21 protein-coding genes and 1 tRNA gene are annotated in these 26,432 nt (G+C 44.1%); 12 read left to right on the plus strand and 10 right to left on the minus strand.

From position 1 onward, the window contains the following. Window positions 1-25 precede the first annotated feature (25 nt). The 4 genes from FHS86_RS12545 to FHS86_RS12560 all read left to right on the plus strand — a co-directional run bounded on the left by FHS86_RS12545 (window position 26) and on the right by FHS86_RS12560 (window position 5,922). The gene (locus FHS86_RS12545) at window positions 26-586 is read left to right on the plus strand and encodes a DUF7010 family protein (protein ID WP_429414051.1); all 561 of its coding nucleotides are present in this window, start codon (window positions 26-28) and stop codon (window positions 584-586) included. Between the two features lie 138 nt (window positions 587-724). Further along, the gene (locus tag FHS86_RS12550) at window positions 725-2,524 is read left to right on the plus strand and encodes a tetratricopeptide repeat protein (RefSeq protein WP_429414054.1); all 1,800 of its coding nucleotides are present in this window, start codon (window positions 725-727) and stop codon (window positions 2,522-2,524) included. 421 nt (window positions 2,525-2,945) lie between these two features. Beyond that, window positions 2,946-4,175 carry a serine hydrolase domain-containing protein gene (locus tag FHS86_RS12555; protein ID WP_429414057.1) on the plus strand — a complete coding sequence of 410 codons (1,230 nt, stop codon included), beginning with the start codon at window positions 2,946-2,948 and terminating at the stop codon, window positions 4,173-4,175. Window positions 4,176-4,209: 34 nt separating this feature from the next. Continuing rightward, window positions 4,210-5,922: a serine hydrolase domain-containing protein gene (locus tag FHS86_RS12560; protein WP_429414060.1), complete on the plus strand. Its 1,713-nt coding sequence runs from the start codon at window positions 4,210-4,212 to the stop codon at window positions 5,920-5,922. A 10-nt stretch (window positions 5,923-5,932) separates the two neighbouring features. Here the strand turns inward: FHS86_RS12560 and FHS86_RS12565 are convergent, their stop codons facing one another. Together FHS86_RS12565 and FHS86_RS12570 are read right to left on the minus strand one after the other, a co-directional pair. Beyond that, window positions 5,933-6,232 (minus strand): helix-turn-helix domain-containing protein, encoded by a 300-nt coding sequence (locus FHS86_RS12565; RefSeq protein WP_429414063.1) that lies wholly within the window; start codon window positions 6,230-6,232, stop codon window positions 5,933-5,935. Further along, entirely contained in the window at window positions 6,219-6,575 is a 357-nt protein-coding gene (locus FHS86_RS12570; protein ID WP_429414066.1) for a type II toxin-antitoxin system RelE/ParE family toxin, read from the minus strand. The genes FHS86_RS12565 and FHS86_RS12570 overlap by 14 nt, the downstream gene beginning before the upstream one ends. A 211-nt stretch (window positions 6,576-6,786) precedes the next feature. On the opposite strand from FHS86_RS12570, the gene FHS86_RS12575 reads away from it, so the two are divergent. Further along, window positions 6,787-7,767 carry an NAD(P)-dependent alcohol dehydrogenase gene (locus FHS86_RS12575; RefSeq protein WP_429414069.1) on the plus strand — a complete coding sequence of 327 codons (981 nt, stop codon included), beginning with the start codon at window positions 6,787-6,789 and terminating at the stop codon, window positions 7,765-7,767. A 13-nt stretch (window positions 7,768-7,780) separates the two neighbouring features. After that, window positions 7,781-8,470 (plus strand): DUF4386 domain-containing protein, encoded by a 690-nt coding sequence (locus FHS86_RS12580; protein WP_429414072.1) that lies wholly within the window; start codon window positions 7,781-7,783, stop codon window positions 8,468-8,470. A 161-nt stretch (window positions 8,471-8,631) separates the two neighbouring features. On the opposite strand, the gene FHS86_RS12585 is transcribed toward FHS86_RS12580, so the two are convergent. The 5 genes from FHS86_RS12585 to FHS86_RS12605 all read right to left on the minus strand — a co-directional run bounded on the left by FHS86_RS12585 (window position 8,632) and on the right by FHS86_RS12605 (window position 11,716). Beyond that, window positions 8,632-8,973 (minus strand): HepT-like ribonuclease domain-containing protein, encoded by a 342-nt coding sequence (locus FHS86_RS12585; RefSeq protein ID WP_429414075.1) that lies wholly within the window; start codon window positions 8,971-8,973, stop codon window positions 8,632-8,634. Then, entirely contained in the window at window positions 8,966-9,262 is a 297-nt protein-coding gene (locus FHS86_RS12590; RefSeq protein ID WP_429414078.1) for a nucleotidyltransferase family protein, read from the minus strand. Before FHS86_RS12590 ends, FHS86_RS12585 begins: the two co-directional genes overlap by 8 nt. A gap of 97 nt (window positions 9,263-9,359) precedes the next feature. Further along, window positions 9,360-9,433, minus strand: a tRNA-Asn gene (locus FHS86_RS12595). Window positions 9,434-9,579: 146 nt separating this feature from the next. Next, a complete protein-coding gene (gene serS / locus FHS86_RS12600) occupies window positions 9,580-10,854 on the minus strand; it encodes a serine--tRNA ligase (RefSeq protein ID WP_429414081.1) in 1,275 nt (424 codons plus the stop codon). 91 nt (window positions 10,855-10,945) lie between these two features. After that, on the minus strand, window positions 10,946-11,716 hold the full coding sequence (locus tag FHS86_RS12605; RefSeq protein ID WP_429414083.1) for a DUF4197 domain-containing protein: 771 nt from the start codon (window positions 11,714-11,716) through the stop codon (window positions 10,946-10,948). A gap of 211 nt (window positions 11,717-11,927) precedes the next feature. Between FHS86_RS12605 and FHS86_RS12610 the strand changes: the two genes are divergently transcribed. The 3 genes from FHS86_RS12610 to FHS86_RS12620 all read left to right on the plus strand — a co-directional run bounded on the left by FHS86_RS12610 (window position 11,928) and on the right by FHS86_RS12620 (window position 18,637). Beyond that, window positions 11,928-14,738 (plus strand): M16 family metallopeptidase, encoded by a 2,811-nt coding sequence (locus FHS86_RS12610; protein WP_429414086.1) that lies wholly within the window; start codon window positions 11,928-11,930, stop codon window positions 14,736-14,738. Between the two features lie 140 nt (window positions 14,739-14,878). Then, window positions 14,879-16,120, plus strand: coding sequence for a hypothetical protein (locus FHS86_RS12615; RefSeq protein WP_429414088.1), 1,242 nt, complete (start codon window positions 14,879-14,881; stop codon window positions 16,118-16,120). A 78-nt stretch (window positions 16,121-16,198) separates the two neighbouring features. Beyond that, window positions 16,199-18,637 (plus strand): DUF5916 domain-containing protein, encoded by a 2,439-nt coding sequence (locus tag FHS86_RS12620; RefSeq protein WP_429414091.1) that lies wholly within the window; start codon window positions 16,199-16,201, stop codon window positions 18,635-18,637. Window position 18,638: 1 nt separating this feature from the next. Here FHS86_RS12620 and elbB read toward each other — a convergent pair whose 3' ends face one another. Continuing rightward, window positions 18,639-19,292 carry an isoprenoid biosynthesis glyoxalase ElbB gene (gene elbB, locus FHS86_RS12625; protein WP_429414094.1) on the minus strand — a complete coding sequence of 218 codons (654 nt, stop codon included), beginning with the start codon at window positions 19,290-19,292 and terminating at the stop codon, window positions 18,639-18,641. Between the two features lie 314 nt (window positions 19,293-19,606). On the opposite strand from elbB, the gene secDF reads away from it, so the two are divergent. The 3 genes from secDF (at window position 19,607) to FHS86_RS12640 (ending at window position 24,652) form a co-directional block, all read left to right on the plus strand. Then, a complete protein-coding gene (secDF, locus tag FHS86_RS12630) occupies window positions 19,607-22,603 on the plus strand; it encodes a protein translocase subunit SecDF (RefSeq protein ID WP_429414097.1) in 2,997 nt (998 codons plus the stop codon). A 124-nt stretch (window positions 22,604-22,727) separates the two neighbouring features. Further along, window positions 22,728-23,525 (plus strand): DUF2797 domain-containing protein, encoded by a 798-nt coding sequence (locus FHS86_RS12635; protein WP_429414099.1) that lies wholly within the window; start codon window positions 22,728-22,730, stop codon window positions 23,523-23,525. Window positions 23,526-23,635: 110 nt separating this feature from the next. After that, on the plus strand, window positions 23,636-24,652 hold the full coding sequence (locus tag FHS86_RS12640; protein WP_429414101.1) for a branched-chain amino acid aminotransferase: 1,017 nt from the start codon (window positions 23,636-23,638) through the stop codon (window positions 24,650-24,652). 67 nt (window positions 24,653-24,719) lie between these two features. Here FHS86_RS12640 and FHS86_RS12645 read toward each other — a convergent pair whose 3' ends face one another. Together FHS86_RS12645 and FHS86_RS12650 are read right to left on the minus strand one after the other, a co-directional pair. Next, a complete protein-coding gene (locus tag FHS86_RS12645; RefSeq protein WP_429414104.1) occupies window positions 24,720-25,208 on the minus strand; it encodes an FMN-binding protein in 489 nt (162 codons plus the stop codon). Between the two features lie 8 nt (window positions 25,209-25,216). Then, entirely contained in the window at window positions 25,217-26,389 is a 1,173-nt protein-coding gene (locus FHS86_RS12650) for a hypothetical protein (protein ID WP_429414107.1), read from the minus strand. Window positions 26,390-26,432: the final 43 nt, after the last annotated feature.

The following is a 26,432-nucleotide window of genomic DNA, read 5'->3' on the forward strand; positions in this document are numbered from 1 at the left end:
AGGCAGTTTGATAAGTTAAATACAAATGGAACAATTCACAAAAACACTTGAACAACAAAGAGAAGAATTTGCCAAACGTAAATTCATGGCCACTCCGATTGCAGGAATAATTGCCTGGCTGATTTCCGGAATTGCAGGCACGCTGTTTCCTCCTGTGGTAAGCGTTTGGGTGCTGTTTATTGCAACCGGCAGCATTGTTTATATGGCCCTGTTTATTTCTAAATTTACCGGAGAAAAATTTCTGGATAAAAGCAAAGCGAAAAACGAATTCGACCGGCTGTTCCTGTTTACCGTTTTTCAGGCCGTACTGGTTTATTCCATCGCCATTCCGTTTTTCTTAATCGATTACAGCTCACTCCCAATGACCATCGGCATTTTGACCGGGCTGATGTGGGTCCCGTTTTCATGGATGATCAAACATTGGGTAGGAATTTTTCATTCCGTTGTCAGAACGGTAATCGTACTGATTCTTTGGTATGCCTTGCCACAACAACGCTTTGTGGCAATCCCCCTTGCCATTGTATTCGTGTACATTCTAACCATTGCGATTTTAATGACAAGAAACCAGAAGAACAGCAGCCATTAAAATATGTCCACTTAAACTTTTCATTCTTGCTTATGTTAAAATTGATAGTTTTGCTTCACAATGTTCGGGTAATTCATTGAATTATCTTTGAAAACATTAGGGAAACAAAACAAGAACAATTTACATTGGCGAGAACAAATGATAAAATCCGAACTATTAGAAAAAGCCATCGCCGTGCTCCCTTTTGCCAACATGAGCAACAATGAGGAGATGGAGTATTTCAGCGATGGTATTACCGAAGAAATTATTAATGCACTTGCCGGGATTAAACAGCTGAAGGTGACTTCACGAACTTCATCGTTCTTTTTCAAGAACAAACACATTCCTATTAATCAGATTGCAAAAGCGTTGAATGTTTCAAGCATTTTGGAAGGCAGTGTTCGCCTGGCAGCCAATACCGTTCGAATTACGGCACAGCTCATTGATGCTGAAGAAGATTTTCATTTCTGGTCGGAAACCTGGGACCGTAAGCTGGAAAATATTTTCGAGATTCAGGACGAAATCAGCCTGCACATTGCCGAAAAGCTCAGGGAGCAATACGGGCACTTTGAAATACAGGAACAGCTGGTCACTAAAAAAACGGATAGTATTGATGCTTATGAATATTCCCTAAAAGCAAAATATCATTTTAACAAATGGAATCCGGTTGATGCGAAGAAAGCCATTGAACTGTTTGAAAAGGCCATTGAGCTGGATCCCCAACATACCGATGCCTGGATCGGACTGGCCGATGCCTACAGCTTTTTTGCGGTAACCGAATTGATGCCCTCCAAGGAAGCCTGGCAAAAATCGAGAGATTATACCGACAAGGCCTATTCACTGGATCGGCAAAATGCAGGCGTTCATTACCTGTTGGCCAATGTGGCCTTCTTTTTCGACAGCAATTTTCAGGAGTCGATGAAATATGCCAGAAAAGCCGTTGAACTAAAAGCCAATTATCCCGAAGCACAACAGTTTATGGCTTTTCTCTTCATCATTTCAGGCGATATGGCCAATGCAAAAGTTCATCTCGATTTGGCTTATCGCATCGACCCGCTTTCGCAGGAAACCCTGTTTTACCGTGCTTACTATTTGTATCGCAGCGAGCATTACGAAGCAGCGCTGGCGCTCTACGATGAAGCGCTTGAAAAGAATCCGCATAACATTCCTGCCTATTTTGTACGTGCTTATTGCCTCTTGCACCTGAAACGCTACGATGAGGCCATCGCTTTCATGAAGAGCATGCCCAACGAAATTGTGGTGGCCGATGAACAGCTGGGCACCTTGTGCCTGGCTTATGTCCTGAAAAACGATGAAGTAAATGCTCAAAGATCGTTTGATCAACTTTTTGCAGAGGCCCAAAAGCCCAGGTCTTTTCAGGCGCATTCTTATCTCTATTTAGCCTATGCCAACATGGGTAAAACCGATGAAGCCTTTACCTGGCTCGATCGGGCTTTAAAACTAAACTCGTCGGTTTTGCTGCTCAGTTATGGCGACCCGCTTGCGTACAATTTAAAAAGCGATCCCCGGTATGAAGTTTTCAAAAACAAAATCTATGGAAAGCCACTCAAGGAAGTACAAAGCACAAAAGAAAAAGTCGCGTTATTAGATGATCAGTCAGCCGATAAGTATTCCAATCAACTGCTCCGTTTTATCGAAGAAGAAGAACCCTTTCTGATTCCCAATCTTTCACTGCGTTCACTGGCCGATCAGGTGGAGATTCATCCCAACAAATTGTCGTGGTTACTGAACGAACGGATGGGCAAAAACTTTAACGAGTTCATCAATCATTACCGGATTAACTATTTTAAAAAACTGGCCATCGATCCGGCCAACAGTCATATCTCGCTGATTGGTCTGGCTTATGAAAGTGGCTTCAATTCAAAAACCGTTTTTAATACCTACTTCAAAAAAGAAGAGGGAATGACGCCAAAAGAATTTCTCAAGCAGAATAAATAAAACATTTTTGAGAGGATAGCCAGAATTTTCCATTGCATTTGTATAGTTTATAATCAACTTTTGATACGCAATTTACAACCAGTTCCGTAGGAACGACTAATTTTATAACGCCGGATTTTAATCCGGTGTAAACAAAAATAACAAAATAAGACGAATCTACGGTTCTTTGCTTTTCCTTCAATGCCCTGTTTGTTGAGTAGCTAAACAATCTGAAAATAAGATCAGTATCATAAATTTAACCTATTTCGTACAAGCACAATTAAATTAACAAATGAAAAACCCAATTCCATAATACATCCAAAAATGTAAAAAAGATGATCTGTGGTTCGAAATTATAATTCGGAACTTGTTGGAGTTCATCCCGAACTTCAGTGCAGCTTCATAAGCATAATTTTGCCCCTGAACACTAAAATTCAGCAAAATGAAACGAGTAGTAATAATAATTTTTCTAAGCCCATTGGTGCTTCTGATAGTTGCCTTGATCGTTTTATCAGTGATGTATTCGCCTACCTATGTTTATCGCTTAATCACGCAAAACGTAGCCGATGTATACGACTATCAACTTTACGAAAACAGGGTAATCAACGGTTCTTCTGATACTTTTCGTTTTACAAAAAAGCTGGATGAAGCCTATGTCGAAAGCCTGTTCGCCGACAGAGTTCAACATTCCGGTTTTGCTTCGTTCAATGAATGGGCCGAAAAATCGCAAACCACGGCCCTCATCTTCATCCGGAGGGATACCATTCTGTATGAGAAGTATTTTAACGGTTTCACCCGCGATGCGTATTTTCACTCCCAATCGATGGCCAAATCGTTTATTTCTTTTTTAATTGGAGCGGCTATCGACGAGGGACTGATTAGCAGCATTAATGATCCGATGACTAAATACCTGCCTGAATTAAAAGACCGCGACCCGCGCTTTGAAAGGATCACCATCCGAAATCTATTGGAAATGCGCTCAGGTTTGAAATACAATACCAGTTTTATTCCCGGAACATCCATTCATGCACCGTGGCACGACGAAGCCATTGGTTACTATCACCCGAATGTTCGCAAATTGTTACTGAAGAAGGTGGACATTGCTAGTGAACCGGGAAAAGACTTCCAATATTGCAACTACAATACCAGCTATCTGGGATTAATCATTGAGCGGGTTAGCAGCAAAACCGTATCGAAATACCTGGAAGAAAAGCTTTGGTCACCAATCATGGAATACGATGCCTTGTTTTCCATCGACAGCAAAAAATCGGGCTTTGAATACATGCCCAGCCGTCTTATTGCAAGGGCCATTGATTACGCCCGCTTCGGTCGTTTGTTTCTTTATGATGGTAACTGGAACGGCAGGCAAATCATTTCGAAAGACTGGGTAGTAAAATCTACCCGCGAAGATCAATCAATTCCACGCGAAATCTACCCCGGCTGGCTTGGTGGAGACAATTGCAGTCACAGCTACTACAGCTATCAGTGGTGGGGGCATGCCAATTGTGATTCGACCTATCAGTTTGCCGCTTCAGGCAACCTGGGACAAAACATTTATGTACTTCCCGACCAGGAAATTATCATTGTTCACTGCGGCAATTCACTGGAATATTATAACGATGGAGATTTGTGGAACGTAAGCAATAAAATCCGCTCAACAAAACTGAATTAGTCAAAAACGAAAAAGTAAGAAAACAATGCAAAAAATGAACATAATCATCCTGCTTTTCCAACTAGCCTTAGTGACCATTTCCTGTCAGAAAGATCCCGATTTATGGACGGGGCCTGTGATTACTGAACCTCGCGATGAGCTAACGCTGCAACAGTTACAGGCTGAAAGTATTCTCCCTTTAATGGATATGAGTTTTTTCGCCAAACCGGAATGGGCACAAACAGCAACGCATTCTTTTTCGGGGGCCATTTCGTTTGAAGATACTGAAATGGACTTTCCTATAGAAAGAGCTTATTATCCGGGAGAGAATATATTTCCGGGTATTACGCTGGATTTTATCAGCCACGATGGTGAATTAATCCCCATAAAGAATGAAATTCCTGGCTACCGTTCTTCAGGCAATGACTCCTGGAATGTACTTGTCGGAACCGGAAAAATATGGCATGAGGAAGCAGACGGGGATTGGAACCGGGCATCATTCCCGCTGTCGTTAAGCGATAGCTACATTGGCCAGGTTAAAAATTGTGTGGCTACCTTTCTCTACAAAGGAGATTCGGTGAGCAATGTTTACGTTCAATGCAGTCAGGAAACTGCCGATTTTAACGATGGACAGGTTGGGAACATCCGGGTGATGCTAATGGCAGATTATAAGGCCAGAACCTATACCGATTCACTTTCTGTTATCGAAAAACGAAAGAGAATCAAAGCAGAAAGACTGCCTGTACATCCCTTGTCTGAGATAGATACCGATCATAAAGTTGCCGACTATTTTGAGAAAGCAGGCTATACCAATGCACCAACAAGTCTGGGAGCCATTGTAATGGATGACCAAATCTATTTGCAAGCGCCCAAAACACGACATGGTTTGTATCCCTACCCCAATGAAATGCGGCAAGCGGTATATTCAGTTTCCAAAAGCATGACCGGTGCCTTGGCGCTGTTCTATTTTGCTGAACGCTACGGCAACGAGCTCTTCGATGCGGTGATTTCAGAATACGTGCCTGCACTGGCCAGTCTCCCCGAATGGCATGGGGTAACTTTTTCAAATACCCTGAACATGCTTACCGGTACCGAAGGAGGAGAAGATGCTGCGCGTATGTATGAAATAATGGTTCAGCCCCGATCAGCTGAAGAAGTAATCAATAATATTGCAGGCTTAGGTGACCAGGCGGCCCAACCCGGAGAAGCATTTAATTATGCCTCCACCAACCTTTTTGTGCTTTCTTATGCACTGCAAAACTATGTAGAAGAAAAGGAGGGTACAGGTAGCTCGTATTGGAATTTGCTTCGCGAGAATGTGTTGGTCCCGATAGGTGCTGAAGACTTTACCTTGCTGCATACAGTGGAATCGGACGGTTCGGAAGGCATTCCGCTACTGGCCTACGGAGCATGGCCTACCCTCGATAATGTGGCAAAAATAGCCATGTTGTTTTCAAAAGAAGGCATGTATCGCGGGCAGCAGATCCTGAACAGGGAAAAATGCCGTGAAGCACTTGGCCGGACCAATTGGAAAGGCTATAGCACCAATAATGACTGGAGGGGCGAATATTACCGGCATTCGTTTTGGGCCACAGATGTACGAAGCAACGGATGCAAAGTGAATGTCACCTACATGCTGGGCTATGGGGGAAATTATGTCTGGTTTTTTCCAAGTGGTGCTATTGCCATTCGTTTTATGGATGAATACGATTTCGATTTTAAAGCGCTTGTTAAGGGGGTAGAGCGTATCAGGTCTTCTTGCGAGTAAGAAACATTGATTAAAGTTTTATGGATAGGTCAAGTTGTCCACCCAGGCCTAATTCCACAATCTTTTGTAATGTTGAAAGTCTTACTTCTTTTACATTATTTTCAATCTTTGAAATATACGATTTTGTGGTTCCAACTTTCTCTGCCAATTCTGCCTGGGTTAAACCCTTTTCCATTCTTGCTTCATACAAAAGTGTTCCTAGCTTAAAATTTTCATAGCCTTCGTCTAAATCATCACGTTTAGTAGTTCCTTTTTTTCCGAAATGTTTATCCTTAAACTCATCAAGGGTCATTTTGTTACTTGTTTTCATTTTTATACTCCTCCATAATTTTTAATGCCTTCTCTATTTCATTTTTAGGCGTTCTTTGTGTTTTCTTTTGAAACCCATTGCTTAGTATAAGCAGCTTACCTTGATCGAAAAAGCAAAATATTCTAAAAATGTCTCTGCTCAATCTTACCCTAATTTCATAAAGTCCATCAGTAAATTCAATATGCTTAAGATAAGATTCAGGAATGCGTTCAAGTTCTTCAATTAATTGAATAGTCCAGATTATTTTCGCCTTAACTTTCTCAGATTGTTTAAGAAAGAATTTCTCAAAATAATCTTTGTAGAAAATCGCTGTTCTATATTTTTTTTTGATTCCACAAGACAAAGATAGGATAAGTTTCACTATAGTACAACACATCAGTTTTGCCTGGCAGCCTAATCCTGCAAATCATGCATTTTAGCCCGCAATTATAATCCCGAACCTCCTGATTCTTTTCCCGAACGTTTCGCCTGTTCGTCTTCCTCAACTTTGCATCGTGATTGAAACACCAATCAAACAGCGTCAGAAAACAATAAAATAAAACACGATGCAAGAAATGATGAAAGCAATTGTAGCCACAGGATACGGAGCACCGGATGTGCTTCAGCTACAACAGGTGGCCAAACCTGCACCGAAAGAAAACGAAGTGCTGGTGAAAATTTATGCAAGTACCGTGACCACGGCCGATGGCATGATGCGCACAGGCACACCCTATTTTGGTCGCTTATTTACCGGACTCAGCAAACCAAAGCATCCAATACCAGGCACCGGATTTGCAGGAGTTGTGGAAGCGATCGGAAAGAAAGTAACCAGCTTTCAGCCGGGCGACGAAGTTTTTGGTGAAACCACGCTGGGAGCCAGCACCAATGCCGAATTTGTTAGCATTCCTGAAACGGGCGTAATACTTCCAAAACCTGAGAACCTTGGTTTTAACGAAGCAGCTACCTTGACCGATGGTCCGCTCACTTCCTATAATTTTCTAAAAGAAGTGGCCAAAGTGCAAGCCGGACAAAAAGTGCTGATTAATGGCGCCTCCGGAAGTCTTGGAACGGCAGCCGTTCAAATCGCCAAAACCCTGGGTGCTCAGGTAACCGGTGTTTGCAGTCATCGCAATGTTGGTGCCGTAAAAGCATTGGGTGCCGACGAGGTCATCGACTATACCCGCAAAGATTTTACCCATAGCAATGAAACCTACGATTTTGTCTTCGATACGGTTGGAAAAAGCTCTTTCAACAAATGCAAAAATATCCTTGCCGAATCAGGCACCTACCTGTCGCCGGTGATGGGATTCGCCCTATTAATTCAAATGATGGCAAGCTCCATTATTGGAAAGAAGAAAGCCAAATTCAGCGCTACCGGCTTGCTCAAAGATCATGAATTGTGCGTGCAACTGAGCGAAGTTGTTAAGCTGTTCAAGGAAGGGAAACTAAATGTCGTCATCGATCGTCAGTACCCGTTGGAGAAAGTAGCCGAAGCCCATACCTACGTGGCTTCAGGCCACAAAAAGGGAAATGTTGTCATCATTGTTCAAGCTTAAAAAACACCATAAAATGCAAGCAAACAGAAAATCATCATTAACAGCAGGCCTTGCCATTGTCATTATGGCCGTGGCTGCAGCATTCACCTTCGGCTATGCCCACAATGCGATTGTTGTTTCGGGCGATGCCGCCAACACAGTAAACAATCTGAAGTCCATGTCGTCGTTGTTCAAATTTGAAATCATGGGCTGGATGCTGATCCTCCTGTGCGACCTCATAGCCTCTTTCGCCTTGTATGGCTATTTTAAAGATTCCTGTCGGAATGTTGCCCGATGGATGGCAGCCTTTCGTTTGATTTATAGTGGTATTTTGGCTTATGCCATCTATCATCTCATCAGCATCAGTATTGGTGTCGAAGGAATCAATGTGCTTGATAAAACAGTTCAAACAGAGGTGATGAATTCCTTGCATGTCTTTGAAACGGCCTGGTCGATGGGCTTGATCATTTTTGGTTTCCACCTGCTTTTATTAGGCTTTCTCGTTTACAGGTCGGTGAATATTCACCGCTTTTGGGGGCTACTATTAATCATTGCGGCAGCGTCGTATATTCTGATTCACGCAGGCAAAAATTTTGTTCCCGGATCGGAACAGCTCATGGCTGTTGTTGAAATGGTGCTCAGTTTGCCTATGATGGCAGGCGAAGTAGGCTTTGCCCTTTGGTTAATTGTACGGGGTAAGCAGCCGGAAATTGTATTGAAATAAGCTGAAAGAAAAAGCTGACCCCTTATGCATGGCTTGATCTAGCTCCCACTGACAGATAAAAGATGCAGGCAACAGGAAATATTGGGTACAAAAAAGAGACCATCTCTGCTCTCTTTTTTGTACTGGCTCCCCCTAACCGTTGAAAGTTGCAAGCCAAATAACTATTGATTATCGATAATTTCAACAATTTGGGGATACAATTCCGGTATCTTGTTCTTTACGACATCCCAGACAATGCTGTAGTTGATGCCCATGTAATCATGAATAAGCTTATCTCGCATCCCTGCCATATTCTTCCATGTGATAGAACTCCATTTGTATTTTACATCAGCAGGAATCTTTTTAGTTGCTTCTCCAATAACCTCAAGACTTCTTACTATGGCACGTTTTAATGTTTCATCTCTCAAAAAATCATCCTTTGAAACATCCCTATGAATTACGGAAAGAATATAAGAGCACTCATCCCGAATATGTTTGAGGTATTCTAATGGCTCTTTAGACATACTGTACTTCATTTAGTATTTTGGGACCAATGTAGGGGCTTAAACCGTTTTTTGTAACAACATCAACCTTATTTTGTGAAAAAAGCTTTTCTAACAGCTCATAGACTGCCAAGAAATTGTCGTATGTTTCCTTTTCAGGATCAAAGTCAACAAGAATATCAATATCGCTATTTTCCGTCTGTTCATCACGTATGTATGATCCGAACAAACCTACATTGCGAACACCAATTGACGAGAATTGGTATCGATTGGCTTCTAAAGTTTTTAATATGAAGTTCTTTGTTGTCATTTCTACCAACAAATATACGAATCTATTTTTTTGTGAATTGATGCAAAAAGAAAAAGCGTTACACTTTGAAAGTATAACGCTTTTATTTTCCTAGGTGCTCCCCAGGTAGGACTTGAACCTACGACCTACGGATTAACAGTCCGCCGCTCTAACCAACTGAGCTACTAGGGAGTATAATCTCTTGTTTTGAACATGCTCTGTTCTCAAGAGCGATGCAAAAATAGAAAAGGTTTTTTTACTACCAAAAGAAAAAATGAAAAATTATGGATTTCTTTTTTTCTATTTTCTTTAGTGCTTCAAATACAATTTTTTAAACCTTAGGCAATGTATTCAAAGCCTGTGTAGGGAAGCAATACCGCAGGGATCCGGATTCCTTCGGCCGTTTGGTTGTTTTCAAGCAGGGCCGCCAGAATACGGGGCAATGCCAGGGCACTGCCATTGAGCGTATGGGCCAGCTCGGGCTTCTTCATCCCTTTGCCTTTGTATCTGCATTTGAGCCGGTTGGCCTGGAACGATTCAAAGTTCGATACCGAACTCACTTCGAGCCAACGCTCCTGGGCAGCCGAATACACTTCAAAGTCGTAGGTCATGGCCGAGGTAAAGCTGATGTCGCCACCGCAAAGCCTGACGATGCGGTAGGGAAGTTCGAGCTTTTTGATCAGGCCTTCAACATGGGCCACCATGCTGTCGAGTATCTCGTACGAATGATCGGGATGGGCGATTTGAACAATTTCCACCTTATCGAATTGATGCAGACGGTTTAAGCCGCGTACATGAGCGCCCCATGATCCGGCCTCGCGGCGAAAGCAGGGAGTATAAGCCATGTTCTTAACAGGTAGTTCGCTTTCGTCGAGAATCACATCGCGGTAAATATTGGTAACCGGCACCTCGGCAGTAGGAACCAGATAAAGGTTGTCGGCAGTAGCATGGTACATCTGGCCTTCCTTGTCGGGAAGCTGTCCGGTTCCAAAACCTGAATCTTCGTTCACTAAAATGGGAGGCAGCACTTCGTTGAACCCAGCTTTTTCGCCTTCATCGAGAAAGAAGGAGATCAGGGCACGTTGTAGTTTTGCCCCTTTGCCTTTGTATACCGGAAAGCCTGCGCCCGTAAGCTTGGTGCCCATTTCAAAGTCGATGATGTCGTATTTCTGTATCAAATCCCAGTGGGGGAGTTTGTTTTCTCCCAGCTCGGGAAGGGTGCCTCCCGAACGGATTTCCTGGTTGTCGTTTTCGTTGCGACCTTCGGGTACCAGTTCATGTGGTATATTGGGCAGTTGTACCAGCAACTCATTCAATTGGCTGTCGATGCTTGCAAATGAACTGTCGAGCGATTTGATCTCGTCTTTTAGTGCAACAGTTTTCTCTTTGGCAGCATTGGCTTCATCCATCTTTTTATCCTTAAAAAGCTGACCGATCTGTTTCGAAAGGTTATTCATCTCGGCTTTCAACTGGTCGACCTGTGTTTGTGTCGCTTTACGCTGCCTGTCGAGTTCAATGACCTGTGCCACGATCTGGCTGGCATCGAAATGCTTTACTTTCAGGCGTTCAATAACAAAATCGGGATGCTCCTGAATGAATTTCAGTGTTAACATTTTACAGTATTTATTTTGTTTGAGTTGACAAAAATAGCAAAAGCCTTTTCAACACGATGAAAAGCTGCCGATTTTTTCGATGGAATATTCATTAGCTTCCGGCAAGCGAAGGGTTTCCGAATACTCTCTCAAGCAGCTGGTTGACTCTGGCTTCGGCTTTGGTCCTGATTTGTGCTTCCTGTATGGCTACTTTCAGAAAAACACCGTCGAGGGCCTTGCGCGTCACATAAAGATCGAGCCGGGTATCGAGGGTTTGAACCTCGAGTAAGCGGCCTGCCAGTGAAGTGGCAAATTTGTTCCATTGTCCGCTAATTTCGCTCCACGACTGGTTAGCCGAAATTCCGGCAACAATGGGCTTGTCGAGCGAGCGGTTCATGGTGGGCAGATATACCGAAACCAATGAATCGTAGGTTTGCCGGTGCAGGTAGTTGGTGGCTGCATCCTTTTCGCCTGCAAGTATTGAGCGGGCATCGTCGATGCTCATCGAACGGATGGCCTGGTAAAAAACCGGGGCGGCACTCAGGGCTGCGTCTTCGGCCGAACGGTTTACCTGCCTGATCAGTGTTTCTATTTTGCTATCAAGTCCCGGAACCCTGCGGGCATATTTCAGCACTTCGTCGGTTTCGGGCGGAAGATTAATTTTTACCATGCTGTCGAGATAGTAGCCGTTTTCGGCATGGAGCCGGGTAAGGGCGGTGTCAACGCCTACGCGCAGTGCTTCCTTTAGGCCCTGTTTGATTTCTTCGGTGCTCAGTGGCTTGTTTTGAACAGCCAGTTCGCCGGCAGTGCGCAACAGCACATCGCACGAGCTGAGTGTGGTGAGTAAAATGCCCAAAAAGAGTAAATAGTTTTTCCGTATCATGGTAATAAATTTAGTTGTTTGTGAGTTAATATTCTGACCTTGAACTGATGCTGCATGTAGCAGTTGATGTAAATGATCTTACGCCTGGGTAAATTTGAGCATTTCGGCCCAACAACAAAAATTTCTGAACAATTATGTAACAAAAAACATTAAATCACGACTTATGTTAGCATTATTCAAAAACTATTCAAATAATTAAAGAAAGCATACAATGAGTAAATTATTTATTTTCCTGGCGCTTGTACTGGCAGCGCTTATGGCAAAGGCCGGTTTTGCACAGACCGATTTGTCGAAGTCAGTACCCAATGATCCTACGCTCAGAAAAGGAGTACTTGAAAACGGAATGACTTATTACATTAAGCATAATCAGGAACCCAAAGAAAGGGCCAGCTTTTACATCATTCAAAATGTGGGCGCCTTACTCGAAAACGACGATCAGAACGGATTGGCGCACTTCCTGGAGCACATGGCTTTTAACGGAACCCAAAATTTCGAAGGCAAAGGAATACTAAACACGCTTGAAAAACATGGAGTAGCCTTTGGCCGTAACATCAATGCCTATACCTCGTTTAATGAAACGGTGTACAATTTGAGTGATGTGCCTACTACACACGAGGGGCTGGTGGATACCTGCCTGCTGATTTTGCACGACTGGTCAGACCGTCTTTTGCTTACTGAAGAAGAAATTGATCTCGAGCGCGGGGTGATTTCCGAAGAATGGCGCACTCGGCGCAATGCTTCATTCAGGCTGCGCAATCAGTGGTTCCCGGTGGTTTTTAAAGGTTCGCAATGGGCTGTTCGCGATGTAATTGGCGATACCACGGTTATTAAATACCACGAACCGGAAACCCTCCGCTCTTTCTATCACGACTGGTACCGTACCGATTTGCAAGCAATTGCCATTGTGGGCGACATTGATGTCGATCAGGTAGAAGCCAAAGTGAAGGAATTGTTCTCACAAATTGAGGCGGTTGAAAATCCAAAGGAAAGACCTGCGTTTAAAATACCAGAGCACGATGAGACCTATTTCGTACTGGCTACCGACGACGAAGCATCTCAGTCGGGCATCAATATCTATATTTTCGACGAGAACAAAGACGGGCAGCAAAGAACTTATGCTGATTTTCGGGAAGGCTTTGTACGCTCATTGTATAATTCGATGACCAGTCAGCGAATCAGTGAATTGCTGCAAAAGGGAACACCGCCGTTTATCAATGGAAATACCCAGCGCGGTGGTTTTGTGCGCGGTTACGATGCCTACATGATTGGTGCTACCGCCAACAGTGGTGAAGAAGCAAAAGCACTCGAAGCCATCATGATTGAAACGCAAAGGGTGAAGCAACATGGCTTTGTGGAAAGCGAACTCGAAAGAGCGAAAACCAATCTCTTAACCCGGATGGAAAGCCGTTATAAGGAACGTGACAAAATTCGTAACGATCAGTTTTGTCGCGAGTATGCCCAAAATTACCTGACTGCCGATCCGGCTCCGGGTATTGAAGAGGAATTCCGTTTTGCCAATGAAATTCTTCCGACCATCACCGTTGAAGAGGTTTCATCCAAGGCAAAAGAATGGATCACGCCAAAGAACCGTGCCATTGTAATTACGGGCCCCACCGATGCCGAACACCTTACTGAAGCCGAAGCCAAAGCGATCATCAGTAAGGTAGAAACCATGGATGTAGCACCTTATGTCGATGCAGCTTCTGGTAGTTCACTTATTAGCGAAGAACTGAAGGGGTCCGCCATCGTTTCGGAAAAGAAACTAAAAGACTTCGATGCCCTTGAATGGACACTGGCAAACAATACCAAAGTAATTTACCGACACGCCGATTATGAGAAAGACAATGTTTCACTCATGGCCTACAGCAATGGCGGCAGCTCTCTGTGGGACGATGAGTACGTTCCTGATCTCGACATGCTGGGCACCTTTGTTCAGTCCTACGGTGTGGGCGATTATGATGCAGTTACCCTGCAAAAAATGCTGACAGGGAAAAAAGTATCGATGAGTCCGACCCTGGGTTCACTTACCGAGGGATTCAGCGGTTCTTCAACGCCAAAAGATTTTGAAACCATGATGCAGCTGGCCTACCTTTATTTTGAACATCCACGTTTCGATGAGGAAGCACACAATGCTTTGATGTCGCGTTACCTGGCTTATGTAGCCAATATGCAGAAAGATCCCCGAAAAATTATGCAGGATTCGCTGTCGTTCATTTTCAACGATTACCATGCACGCGTAAGACCTTTGAACACAGCTTATCTGAATGACATTCGTTTTGACGACATTCAGAAAATCTACAAGGACCGTATGCAGGATGCAGGCGATTTTACCTGGTTCATTGTTGGTAACATCGATGAGGAAACGGCCAAAGCCATGGCTCAGAAGTACCTGGGTTCGTTAAGCGACAATGAGCGGGAAGAAAATTGGAAAGACCGCGGAGTAAGGGCCCCCGAAGGTAAAGTTGAAAAGGAAATACCGATTGCTTTTACCACCCCCAAATCGAACGTGAATGTGCGTTTTGTGAACGAAGTGGAATATACCCCCGAAAACAAACTTTTACTGCAGGTACTTGAAGGCATTCTCGATTTAAGGTACACCGAAACCATTCGTGAAGAAGAAGGTGGAACCTATGGTGTGGGAATTGGATCGGGTTTAAGTCAATATCCTGTGAGCGAGGGAACAATGCGCATGTTGTTCGATTGTGATCCCAATCGTGCCACCGATTTGAAAGCAATCATTTATCGCGAAATAGATAAAATTAAAGCAGAAGGGCCTTTGGCTGTCGATTTCGACAAGACCGTTAAGAACCTTTTAAAGGACAGAGAACAGTCGCGCGAACACAATCAGTTCTGGATGAATGCACTCTATAATTACTATTATACAGGATATAATCCGGCACTCGATGAAAATTTTGAAACGATTTTAGAGAAGATGAAAGCAGAGGACGTTCAAAAGTTTGCCAGCAAATTCTTTGAAAATGCCGACCTGGTCGATGTCGTTTTTGTACCGAAAAGCGAATAGTTGCTAAAATTGAAAAGTTGGAAAGGCGGTAAAGGTGTAAATCCCTTTACCGCCTTTTTTGTATAAAAAAAACAAACTACGTTACAGTCGCGTATATCAAAAAGAACTATATTTGATCATTGCAGAACAAAAATTTGCCAATGACCCAAATACTGAGATACCTTGTTCTTTTCTGGTTTACAAGTTTTAGCTTAATTGTAGTTGCTCAAAATCCACCGGCATCATCAAAAATAGAAAGACTCAAAATATTTATTGAAGGAAGTGGATATGGAGCTGATCATATCAGGCAAAGCATCAATTTTGTTGATTTTGTCAACGATCCTGCAACAGCCGATGTGCATCTGATTGTGATCAGGGAGGCCACCGGAAGCGGAGGCTACAATTATACGGTGTGGTTCAACAGCCTTCGCTTTGAACAGATCAACGACTTTAATCTTTCGGTCTACACCTTGCCTGACGAAACCATTCACCAAACCCGAAGCTTGTTAACCAATGCCATCGTTAAAGGACTGCTGCCTTTCTTCAACGAGGTAAGTGCTTCTGATAATTATGAGGTGAAAGTAGTTCCAAAACCAACTTCTACCAACAACGAGCTGACTGATCGCTGGCGGAGCTGGGTCTTCCGGCTTTCGACCACCGGTGGATTTGATTATGAAGAAAGCAAAAACGGCTACAACTACACCACGACCCTTAAAGCCGATAAAGTGACCGAGAAGCTGAAGATCAATAACTACGTGTATTTTACCGAAAGGGTAACCAACTACGAAGAGGGAGATTATCAGTACCGATACAACTACAAATACATGTATACCAAGGCGGTTTTTAGCCTGAGCGATCATTGGTCAACCGGCGGAACACTTTACGGTTACCAAAGCAGTTATTACAATACGCGATGGTCGGTATCGTACCTGCATGCAGTTGAGTACAATTTCTTCCCATGGGATGAATCGAACAAAAGGCTGTTGGCGCTGGCCTATTCGGCAGGTTTTGAATCGCTGGGCTATTACGAAAAAACAATCATGGGAAAAATGGACGAGACGCTTCCCATTCATAAAGTCTATCTTACTTCAGAGATAATTCAGCAGTGGGGCGACATTTCGGTGAGCATGATGGGAACCCAGTACCTGCACGATCTGAGTCTTTACAATCTTACGTTTTCAACCGATGTTTCGTTCAGGGTAAGCAAGGGCTTATCGTTTACGGTGCGTCTGACAGCCGAAAGCGTACACAACCAGATTTACATTCCCGAAAGCGCTTACTCGCTGGAAGATATTTTGCTGAACAACTTTGATCTGCCTTCACGCTTTGAGCTCTCGGGCTCGCTTGGTATTAGCTATCGTTTTGGATCGATTTATAACAATGTGGTGAATAAGCGCTTGTAGTTAGATCCGGTATTTTTTCAACTCAAGTGTAACATTTTACTTTGATGGTCGTCATATAGGCCGTTAGCCTAAATGACCATGAAAATACGATTTCTTTTTATTGCTCTTTTTTTCCTGTTTCCCCTTTTGCTTTTATCTCAGGAAGTAGAACGAAAATCACTGACGGCCATTCGCACCAACAGTATCATAACGATTGACGGTTTACTCGACGAAGAAGCGTATGAAGGGGTGGAAACTGCCAGTGATTTCGTTCAGCTGGAGCCCTACAATGGGCAGCCGTCGTACAAAGCAAGCGAAGTGAAAGTGCTCTACGACGACAATGCCCTGTATTTTGCTGCCACTCTATACGATCATCCCGACAGCATTGCATCTTACATTACTACCCGCGACAACATTGGAAGTTCCGATTACTTTGTGGTGATGCTCGATCCCAATAATGAAGGGCTGCTGGCTTACGAGTTCATAGTAACCCCTGCCAACAGTCAAACCGATTTGAAAGGGGTACGAAGCAACAACGGGGACAATGAAGATCCCAGCTGGAACGCCGTTTGGCAAAGTGCAACCCGAATTACCGACGAGGGCTGGACGGCCGAAATCCGCATTCCCTATTCTGCCTTACGATTTGCAGCCGAAGAAAATCCTGTTTGGGGACTTAACTTTTTTCGGCGCATCAGGCGATACAATTCAAACAATTCGTGGAGCTTTGTCAACTTTAAAATCTCAGGATTTCTGCATCAAACGGGACAATTGCATGGATTACAAAACATTAAGCCGCCGGTTCGTTTGTCGGTATCTCCTTACATTGCCGAATATGTTGAAATGAAAACGGGCAGTGAAAAGCCTGATTTCCTGCTGAAAGGCGGGCTCGATTTAAAATATGGTATCAGCGAAAGCCATACCCTCGACATGATGCTGATTCCCGATTTTGGTCAAATTCAGTCCGATGACGAAGAACTGAACCTAAGTCCCTATGAAATTCAGTACGATGAAAAACGACAGTTTTTTAACGAAGGAGGAGAGCTTTTCGGACGTGCCGATCTGTTTTACTCACGGCGCATTGGCGGGCATCCTGTATTTGCAGGCGACGTTGAAGGGCAGCTGAAGGACCACGAAAAAATCAGCTACAATCCGGCCAGTGCCCAAATGATTAATGCAACAAAGATTTCGGGGCGCGGTAAATCGGGCTGGGGTGTTGGCTTCCTCAATGCCATGACCTTGCCGTCATATGCCCGTGTAGAGGATACAATTAGCGGTGGCAGCCGTGAAATAATGACGCAGCCTTTCACCAACTTCAATGTTTCGGTGCTTGAAAAATCGATGAATAACAATTCCTATGTCAGCCTGATCAATACCAACCTGTCGATGGTCGATCATCATTATTCGGCCAATGCCACAGCGACGCAGTTTATGTTGAAAAACAAGAAACAAACCCACCAGTTTTCGGGCGTGGCCGGAATGAGTTATAAGCCAACTGCCGACGATCCTGCCGGCTATGGATATACGCTTGAATTAAGCAAGATCAAGGGAAATTTTCGCTATTCAGCCGAGCGGGGGGTGCTTTCAAATACAATCGACTTTAACGATATGGGCTATATGCAGCGAAATAACATCATCGAACATGAAGTGGAACTGAGCTATCATATTTTTGATCCTTTTTTGATATTCAAAAACTGGAGCAGCCAGGTTTGGTGGGAGAATACCCGGCTTTTTGAACCCCGGCATGCCATTGATTCTGAAGTGAATTTCTGGACCGATGCCACCTTTAAAAACAACTGGTGGATGGGTATGTACTATGGTTATAATTTTGGCAGTCACGATTTTTTCGAGCCCCGCTCTACCAATAATCGTTATTACAAAGGGCCGGCTTTTCATTCAGTCGAAATCAACCTAAACAGCGATCACAACAAAAAGCTGGCCTGGAGTTACAATGGCGGGCTCTATCAAACAGATGAAAAGGGGCGTTGGGGCTCATGGCAGAATACAGGTTTATGGCTCAAAGCATCACAGCGTTTCAACATCAATTATGATTTCTCACTAAGAAATGAAATCAACGCCAAAGGTTATGTTGATGATTTTGGGAATGATTCGATCTACTTTGGTACTTACGACAGGAATACACTGGTAAATACCGTTTCATTAGGCTATGCTTTCAACACCAAAACATCGCTCGATTTTCGCGCACGACATTATTGGTCGAAAGCCGACTATGATGCTCAGTATTATTTATTACAGTCAGACGGTACGCTGCTGGCTGATGACGGGTGTACAACGGCTGCCGATGTCAACTTCAATGCATTCAATATCGACATGATTTTTACCTGGGAGTTTGCACCTGGTAGCGAACTTTCACTGGCATGGAAAAATGCGATTTATACCTCCGAAGATGAAGTGGGTATTTCGGCCGGAGAAAACTGGTCACGACTATTCAATGCCGATAAAATCAATAACCTGTCCCTTAAAATTCTTTATTACATCGACTACGGGACTGTGAAGGGCAAACTGACAGCAGGAAAATAAATTACATCAAATCGTACAGTGCGTCGATCACATTGGCGGCACCGCGTGCAACCACCGAAATGGAGGTGTCGTGCATGTAACAGGGCGAAGTAACCAGTCTGTTTTTACGATCGATAACTATTTCGTCGCCATGGCTTGTGTGGTGTTTGGCTCCCATGCTTTCGATCGCAGCCGCTGTCGATTCATCGCTTCCAATGGTGAGTTGGATATCCCTCAATACTTTGGCTACCAGCGCAGGCGAAATGCACAGGGCGCCAATGGGCAGGCCTGACTTGTGAGCAAGGAGCAGGGCTTTTTCTGCTTCGGGATTCACCAGGCAATCGGGGCCGTCGATTGCGAAAGTGCAGAGATTTTTAGCTACTCCGAATCCGCCTGGCAAAACCAGGGCATCGAACCTGGCTGGATCGAAGTCGTCGAGCCGGGTAACTTTTCCGCGGGCGATGCGTGCCGACTCAATCAGCACATTCCGCTTTTCTGTACTTTCTTCACCAGTGAGGTGATTGATAACATGGTATTGCCAGATGTCGGGGGCAAAGCATTCGTACGACGAGCCACGCTGGTCGATGGCCAGCATGCAGGCTACTGCTTCCTGTATTTCAGATCCATCAAAAACACCGCATCCCGATAAAATAATTGCAAAACGTTTATTCTTCATGACTGGGAATTTTTTCTTTTTTTGATTACCATTTTTCTTCAAATACATTTATTTAAGTATTCCGCTTAAAAACGTTACAACCTGCACCTTATGAGTGCATGCTGCTTATTCAAAGCTACATAAAATTGAAACGAAGTGCAATGCATGCATGATTTCCTTGTCTTTTTGGGTGAATTTCAGTTAGTTGTTTTATTCAACCATCACCCTTGTTGGCATTGAGATTTAAAAGATTTGGCCTGCCTTTTTATAAAAAAAAAAGATATATTTGCCGTTCAGTAAAAAAGCTTCAAAAAGAATTAATAAAATTTAAACAAATGCAGAATAAAGGTGCTGTAAGGCTTTTTGCAATATTGCTGGCCTTGGTATGTGTATACCAACTATCATTTACTTTCAAAGCCCGGCAGGTTGAAAAAGACGCTGCTGAGTATGCCGGAGGAGATCCACAACAGGAACTACATTACCTCGACTCAATAGCAAGTGAAACCGTATATAGTTTTCTGGGAGTACGCGATTATTCTTATCGTGAGGTAAAAGCCCGGGAAATCAATTTAGGTCTCGACCTCAAGGGCGGTATGAACGTAACCCTCGAAATTTCAGTAGTCGATTTGGTAAGGGCCTTATCGAACAACAGTCAGGATTCAACTTTCAATGCCGCTCTTAAGCTGGCTCAGGAATACCAGCAAAACAGTCAGGAAGGTTTTGTAACCCTCTTTGGACAGGCATTCGAGGAAATTGATCCCAATGCCAAGCTGGCTGCCAACTTTCTTACTCCTGAACTGAAAGATCTGATCAACTTCAATTCGACCAATGCCGAAGTACTTGAAGTGATTCGTAATGAAGCCGATGCGGCCATCGATAACACATTCAACATTCTTCGTTCACGTATCGACCGTTTTGGTGTTTCGCAACCCAACATTCAGAAGCTGGCACAGCGAGGCCGTATTCTTGTTGAATTACCCGGTGTAAAGGATAAGGAAAGGGTGCGTAACCTTCTGCAGGGAACTGCATCGCTCGAGTTTTGGACTACCTACGAAAACCAGGAAGTATATCCTTATTTACTCGAAGTAAATGAAGTGTTGAAAGAAAGGCAACAAACTTCGGCCGATGTGAAAGGCGAAGAGGAAGCAGAAGAAACAACACAGGCTGAAGAAACAACCGTAAGCGAGGATGGTGAAGAGAAGTCACTTCTCGATGAGCTGGCTGCCGGCGAAAGTGATAGTTTGTCGCTCGACCAATCGGCCGACATGGCCAAAGACTTTCCTTTGTTTGCCGTTTTAACACCTAATGTAAACAATCAGGGACAACTGTTCCAGGGACCTGCCATCGGTTTTGCTCACTATGCCGATACCGCCAGGGTAAATAATTTCCTCAGCATTCCTCAGGTGCGTTCGCTATTACCACGCGATATGATTTTCCGCTGGACCATGAAGCCCTTTGATGAAGATGAAAACTTTTATCAGTTGATTGCCCTGAAAGTAAGCACCCGCGACGGATCTGCTCCGCTTGATGGTTCAGTGGTTACCGATGCACGTCAGGAATTCGGACAAACTCAGGCCTCGGCCGAAGTAACCATGAACATGAACAGCGAAGGTGCCAAAACCTGGGCCCGTATGACCAAGGACAATGTAGGCCGCTCCATCGCCATCATGCTCGATGCCTATGTTGTATCTTATCCAACCGTACAGACTGAAATTACCGGAGGTCGTTCAAACATAACCGGAAACTTTACGGTAGAAGAGGCAAAAGACCTTGCCAACATGCTCAAGAGTGGTAAGATGCCAGCGAAGGTCGACATCGTTGAAGAATATGTTGTGGGTCCTTCACTCGGAAAACAGTCAATTAGCTCAGGTCTCTGGTCATTCGCCATTGCCTTTGCACTGGTTTTAGCCTACATGATGCTTATTTACAGTTATCATGCCGGAGCTGTTGCCAACGTGGCACTTCTAGCCAACCTGTTTTTCATCATTGGTGTACTTGCGTCGTTTGGCGCTGTACTGACTCTGCCTGGTATTGCTGGTATCGTACTGACCATTGGTATGTCGGTCGATGCCAACGTGCTGATATATGAAAGGGTTCAGGAAGAAGTACGAGCCGGTAAAGGACTGAAGCTCGCCATCAGCGATGGATACAAAAACGCACTTTCGGCCATTATCGATGGTCAGGTAACTACCTTGTTAACCGGTGTGGTACTTTATTTCTTCGGATCGGGACCGATCAAAGGTTTTGCTACTACCCTGATCATTGGTATCATTACTTCACTGTTTAGTGCGATCTTTATTACCCGTTTATTGTTTGAGCAATTCCTCGGAAAAGATAAAAAAATCAAGTTTGCTTCGACCGTCACCAAAGACTGGTTACAGCATACAAAAATCAAATTTCTCGATAAGCGCAAAGTGGCCTATGTAATTTCAGGTATTGCACTGATCGTATCTATCGGATCGATTACCCTGAAAGGATTGGATTATGGTATCGACTTTGAAGGAGGACGTACCTATGTGGTAAGCTTTGATGACGACGTGGAAGTTTCGGAAGTGGCCAGTCAGCTTTCAGTTGTATTTGGAAATGCGCCCGAGGTGAAAACCTTTGGTGGAGCCAACCAGGTGCGTATTACTACCGATTACATGATTGAAAGTCACGATGAGGCTGTCGACAATGAGGTGGAGGCACTGCTGTATGAAGGTTTAAAGCCGATGATTGGAAGCGATGTAAGTAAAGATGAATTTACTGAAAACTACATTCAAAGTTCAACCAAGGTGGGACCAACCATTTCGGATGATATCCGCACCAGTTCGATGATTGCCATCACCCTGGCTTTGCTGATTATCTTCGTATATATTCTTATTCGTTTCCGGAACTGGCAGTATGGTCTTGGAGCCATCGCAGCACTGGCACACGATACCCTCATTGTACTTGGTATTTTCTCGCTTTTAAGTGGTCTGCTGCCTTTCTCGCTCGAAATCGACCAGGCATTTATTGCGGCCATTCTTACCGTACTGGGTTATTCGATTAACGATACCGTGGTGGTATTTGACCGCATCAGGGAGTTTATCGGACTTTATCCAAAACGTTCACGTGAGTTGAATACCAACAATGCACTGAACAGTACGCTGAGACGTACCTTCAGTACTTCACTCTCTACCTTTGTGGTATTGCTTGCCATCTTCATTTTTGGTGGTGAAACCATTCGAGGCTTTACTTTTGCCCTGATGGTTGGTGTGTTGGTGGGTACCTATTCATCATTGTTCATTGCAACACCAATTGCATTCGATACGCAAAGCAAAGCGAAAAAACTGGCTTCAAAAGAAAGTTAATTCGTCTTGTAAACTATACCGAAAACCCTGTTCCGTTCTTTCGGGACAGGGTTTTTTTTAAATGAGCGATGAACATGACAAAGATCGTGCAGTACTTCGCAAATAAATTTTATCTTTTGTAACGATGAAACTAAAGGGAAATCTCATTAAAATGCGGACAGAAGCAGGCCAGCCGGTCGATTATTATCTCCGGCTGACTAATGATGAAGTGTATGTTAATGAGTTGATCGGCAAGAAATTGAGTATTGAGTACACTGGGACAATCCATTGCATAGCATGTGGTCGAAAAACCAATAAATCGTTTCATCAGGGTTTTTGCTTTTCTTGCTTTAAAACGGCACCCGAGGCCGATGAAAGTGTGGTGCGACCTGAGTTGTCGATGGCACAATTTGGTGTTGCACGCGATTTGGCCTGGAGTGAGGAACACGATTTAATCGAGCATTATGTGTACCTGTCGCTCACCAGCGGATTAAAAGTAGGGGTAACCCGGCACCACCAGCTACCAACCCGTTGGATCGACCAGGGTGCATCGCAGGCTATAAAGCTTGCCCTTACACCAAACAGACACATTGCCGGGATTATAGAAAATTACCTGAAACGAAGCATGGCCGATAAAACAAAATGGAAGGACATGCTGATCAGTACCGGTGAAACAACGATTGATCTGCTTGATGAAAAGAAAAAGGCTGCAGCAGTTTTGCATCCCGAATTGCAAAAGTATGTGTTTCCCGGCGACGAAGTTTATAGAATTCAGTATCCAGGAGTCATGCCTGATGAAACACTGCAAACGGTAAGCCTCGATAAGCAAGCGGTACTTGAGGGTACTCTGAGTGCCATTAAAGGGCAATACCTGGTTTTTGATAACGGTGCTGCTTTTAATGTCAGAAAACACAATGGATATGAAATCGTTGTCACTTTTTAAAATAAGTAGTCTCAACGCATATGAACCGTAAGTTACTTTTTTTACTTTTAGAGCTGAAAAGTGAATGTGTAATATAGAAGTACTTGTAAAACATAGCTAAATCATCAAATATGGGAAATACTGATTGGAATAAACTTGGATTTGGATATACCGATACCAATTGTAACATCCGCTGTTATTATAAGAACGGTCAATGGGGCGAATTGGAAGTATCGACCGAAACCACCATTAATCTGCACATGGCAGCTACCTGCCTGCATTATGGACAGGAAGCCTTTGAAGGGCTGAAAGCCTATCGTGGGAAAGATGGAAAAATAAGGGTTTTCAGAATGGATGAAAACGCAAAGCGGATGCAAAGTTCGGCCCGGGGAATATTAATGCCTGAAGTGCCTGAAGAACTTTTTAAGGAAGCCATTGTGAAAGCCATCAAAATGAACAGTGAATTTGTACCACCTGCAGGTGTTGAAGGAGCTTCGCTATACATTCGTCCTTTGTTAATCGGCAGCGGACCGCAAATAGGAGTCAAACCAGCCACCGAGTACATGTTCATGGTTTTTGTAATGCCTGTTGGTCCATATTTTAAAGAAGGATTCCGTCCTACCGACTATGTGATTTATCGTGAATACGACCGTGCCGCGCCACTGGGAACCGGAACGATCAAGGTGGGGGGCAATTATGCTGCCAGTCTGAAAGCCGGCGTAAGGGCGCACAACGAAGGCTATTCAGCCGTTCTTTATCTCGATGCCCGGGAAAAGAAATACATTGATGAGTGTGGACCGGCAAATTTCTTTGGAATAAAAGGAAATACCTATGTAACACCCAAGTCAAAGTCAATTCTCCCATCGATCACCAACAAGAGCCTGCGGCAGTTGGCCGAAGACATGGGAATGAAGGTGGAAGAACGACCGGTAGCAGTGGAAGAACTGGCTGACTTCAGTGAAGCCGGAGCATGCGGAACAGCGGCTGTCATTTCACCCATTCGCAGCATTTACGATGCCGATAGGGACATCAGATACACCTATGGCGACGAACCCGGAGAAGTGAGTGTAAAACTGTATGAAAAGCTGATTGGTATTCAATACGGTGACGAACCCGACGTGCACAACTGGGTGCGCATTATTGAATAAGTGCTTCGATTGCATTTGAATCAGTATAAACAAGGCCTGAAAGAGCAGATCTTTCAGGCCTTGTTGCTTATTGGGCCATTTGTTCCTTTACCCATTGGCTAAGGGCCGGGATGTCCTCAGTAAGCGATGTTGCCGAATAGGTGGCTCCACTGATGGCCTGAATGTCGTGCCCATAGCGAAGTGTTTCTCCTGAGTTACCCTCAAATTGTCGCAGCCATCTTCGGGAGGTCACTCCGGTTCCATGCGACGAATGATAGGCCAGTATCTTTACCTTGCTCACTTCAATTTCTAAATTGTAAAGTACCAGATAGGTAAAGCGTTCGAAACGGCCTTTTGAGCTGGCAAAAACGATCAATCCGAGCTGCTTTCCATCCGATTCAAGCCGGTATAGTTTTTTGTGTTCATCCATTGCCAGTGCCGTATAGCTGAAACTGCTTTTGTCGAATTCCTTTTCCAGAACTTTTTCGGCACGCCGTTGCAAGGCCGGATCGATATCCGGCTGTACGTCGCTGGCTGAAATTGCAGTGAATAATAGGATAGAAAGCAGTAGCAGCATATATTTCTTTAAAACCAGATTCCAATTCCCAGATTCAGCTGACCTTTGCGCTCGTTGTTTGATGCATTTCCGAATAGCTGATAGTCGGCTTTCAAAACGGCACCATTATTTAAGCCCAGCGAAGCACCAAAGGTGATGTCATGACGATTGTAAAGGTCGTTTTTAGTGGTGTTGGCACTTACCGAATGGTGCGTGTCGTACTGTTCGAAGCGCACAAATGGAGTAAGGCTAAGCTCATTTTCTGTGCTCAGATTCATTTTCCAGGCTCCTTCGAGATACCAGCCCAACAGCCCGCTTCCCACATCACTGCCGGTAAAGGCATTGTAGGCTGCAGTATTCGACAGACTGGCAAGAATGTACTGGCCTTTCAGCTGAAGTTGACCGAGGTTATAACGTCCGTCAATCCCAAGCATACTCATGCCGATAATCGATGAATCGGCACGTGCCAGGGCAGCAGCATCGTTTTTATCGATCCCGTTGTATAAGGTGGACTGGCTTTTACCGAAGTAGCCCGAAAGGCCCAGATTCAGCCCGGGAATATGGTTATAGTTGGCCTTAAACGACAGATTGGGTGCACTGATGTACGACTCGGCGCCTTTTTGCCGACCACTTCGCAAGCCGTTGGCACCATTGAATTTTGCACTGCCATTGTAGCCGTTGAAGCCATTCATCAGGTAAAGCTGATAGCTGAGTCCTGCACCGCTTAGATAGCCGTTAAAACCTGCACCAATTTCGCGCCAGGTAGTGGGAACAATGTATTTGTCAACATTGGGTCGCTCTACTCCGTTATAAGTCGGTGGTTCGTGGTATTCATTTACGATACCCATGGGAACCAGCATCAGTCCTCCCCTGAAATTCAACCAGTTGTTGATGCGATGATTTAGCCAGGCTTGTTCAACATACACTTCAACTACATGTTCCAGTTCGAGCTCGGTGATAAATTGTGTTTTATCAGAAAAGTTGTATCCAAAAAGCAAAACCATGCGGTGTACATCCAATTTTCCATTTTGCCTGATGTCAGAACTGAGCGGCTGATTGTAGTCAATTTGTGCATAGCCTCCCAGCGTTACCTTCTGATCTGTTGCAGCAATCATTTTTTGTGAAGCATTCAGATAATCAGTTCCCTGCCCCCAAAGTGACAGCGCAGATATTAACAGTAAAACAACAATATAAATTTTCATCCCCTTTTTAATTTTAATTAATTACAGGGGCAAATTTAGAATA

Origin of the sequence: Roseimarinus sediminis (assembly GCF_050433125.1) — a bacterium.
GTDB lineage: Bacteria > Bacteroidota > Bacteroidia > Bacteroidales > Prolixibacteraceae > Roseimarinus > Roseimarinus sediminis.

Bases quoted from the DNA above. Each gene is read 5' to 3' on its own strand.
- FHS86_RS12610 (WP_429414086.1), top strand. From the start codon at position 11,928: ATGAGTAAATTATTTATTTTCCTGGCGCTTGTACTGGCAGCGCTTATG.
- FHS86_RS12650 (WP_429414107.1), bottom strand. From the start codon at position 26,389: ATGAAAATTTATATTGTTGTTTTACTGTTAATATCTGCGCTGTCACTT.
- elbB (WP_429414094.1), bottom strand. From the start codon at position 19,292: ATGAAGAATAAACGTTTTGCAATTATTTTATCGGGATGCGGTGTTTTT.
- FHS86_RS12550 (WP_429414054.1), top strand. From the start codon at position 725: ATGATAAAATCCGAACTATTAGAAAAAGCCATCGCCGTGCTCCCTTTT.
- FHS86_RS12645 (WP_429414104.1), bottom strand. From the start codon at position 25,208: ATGCTGCTACTGCTTTCTATCCTATTATTCACTGCAATTTCAGCCAGC.
- FHS86_RS12575 (WP_429414069.1), top strand. From the start codon at position 6,787: ATGATGAAAGCAATTGTAGCCACAGGATACGGAGCACCGGATGTGCTT.
- FHS86_RS12560 (WP_429414060.1), top strand. From the start codon at position 4,210: ATGAACATAATCATCCTGCTTTTCCAACTAGCCTTAGTGACCATTTCC.
- FHS86_RS12545 (WP_429414051.1), top strand. From the start codon at position 26: ATGGAACAATTCACAAAAACACTTGAACAACAAAGAGAAGAATTTGCC.
- FHS86_RS12615 (WP_429414088.1), top strand. From the start codon at position 14,879: ATGACCCAAATACTGAGATACCTTGTTCTTTTCTGGTTTACAAGTTTT.
- FHS86_RS12565 (WP_429414063.1), bottom strand. From the start codon at position 6,232: ATGAAAACAAGTAACAAAATGACCCTTGATGAGTTTAAGGATAAACAT.
- FHS86_RS12580 (WP_429414072.1), top strand. From the start codon at position 7,781: ATGCAAGCAAACAGAAAATCATCATTAACAGCAGGCCTTGCCATTGTC.
- FHS86_RS12555 (WP_429414057.1), top strand. From the start codon at position 2,946: ATGAAACGAGTAGTAATAATAATTTTTCTAAGCCCATTGGTGCTTCTG.
- FHS86_RS12620 (WP_429414091.1), top strand. From the start codon at position 16,199: ATGAAAATACGATTTCTTTTTATTGCTCTTTTTTTCCTGTTTCCCCTT.
- FHS86_RS12605 (WP_429414083.1), bottom strand. From the start codon at position 11,716: ATGATACGGAAAAACTATTTACTCTTTTTGGGCATTTTACTCACCACA.
- FHS86_RS12640 (WP_429414101.1), top strand. From the start codon at position 23,636: ATGGGAAATACTGATTGGAATAAACTTGGATTTGGATATACCGATACC.
- secDF (WP_429414097.1), top strand. From the start codon at position 19,607: ATGCAGAATAAAGGTGCTGTAAGGCTTTTTGCAATATTGCTGGCCTTG.
- FHS86_RS12635 (WP_429414099.1), top strand. From the start codon at position 22,728: ATGAAACTAAAGGGAAATCTCATTAAAATGCGGACAGAAGCAGGCCAG.
- serS (WP_429414081.1), bottom strand. From the start codon at position 10,854: ATGTTAACACTGAAATTCATTCAGGAGCATCCCGATTTTGTTATTGAA.
- FHS86_RS12585 (WP_429414075.1), bottom strand. From the start codon at position 8,973: ATGTCTAAAGAGCCATTAGAATACCTCAAACATATTCGGGATGAGTGC.
- FHS86_RS12590 (WP_429414078.1), bottom strand. From the start codon at position 9,262: ATGACAACAAAGAACTTCATATTAAAAACTTTAGAAGCCAATCGATAC.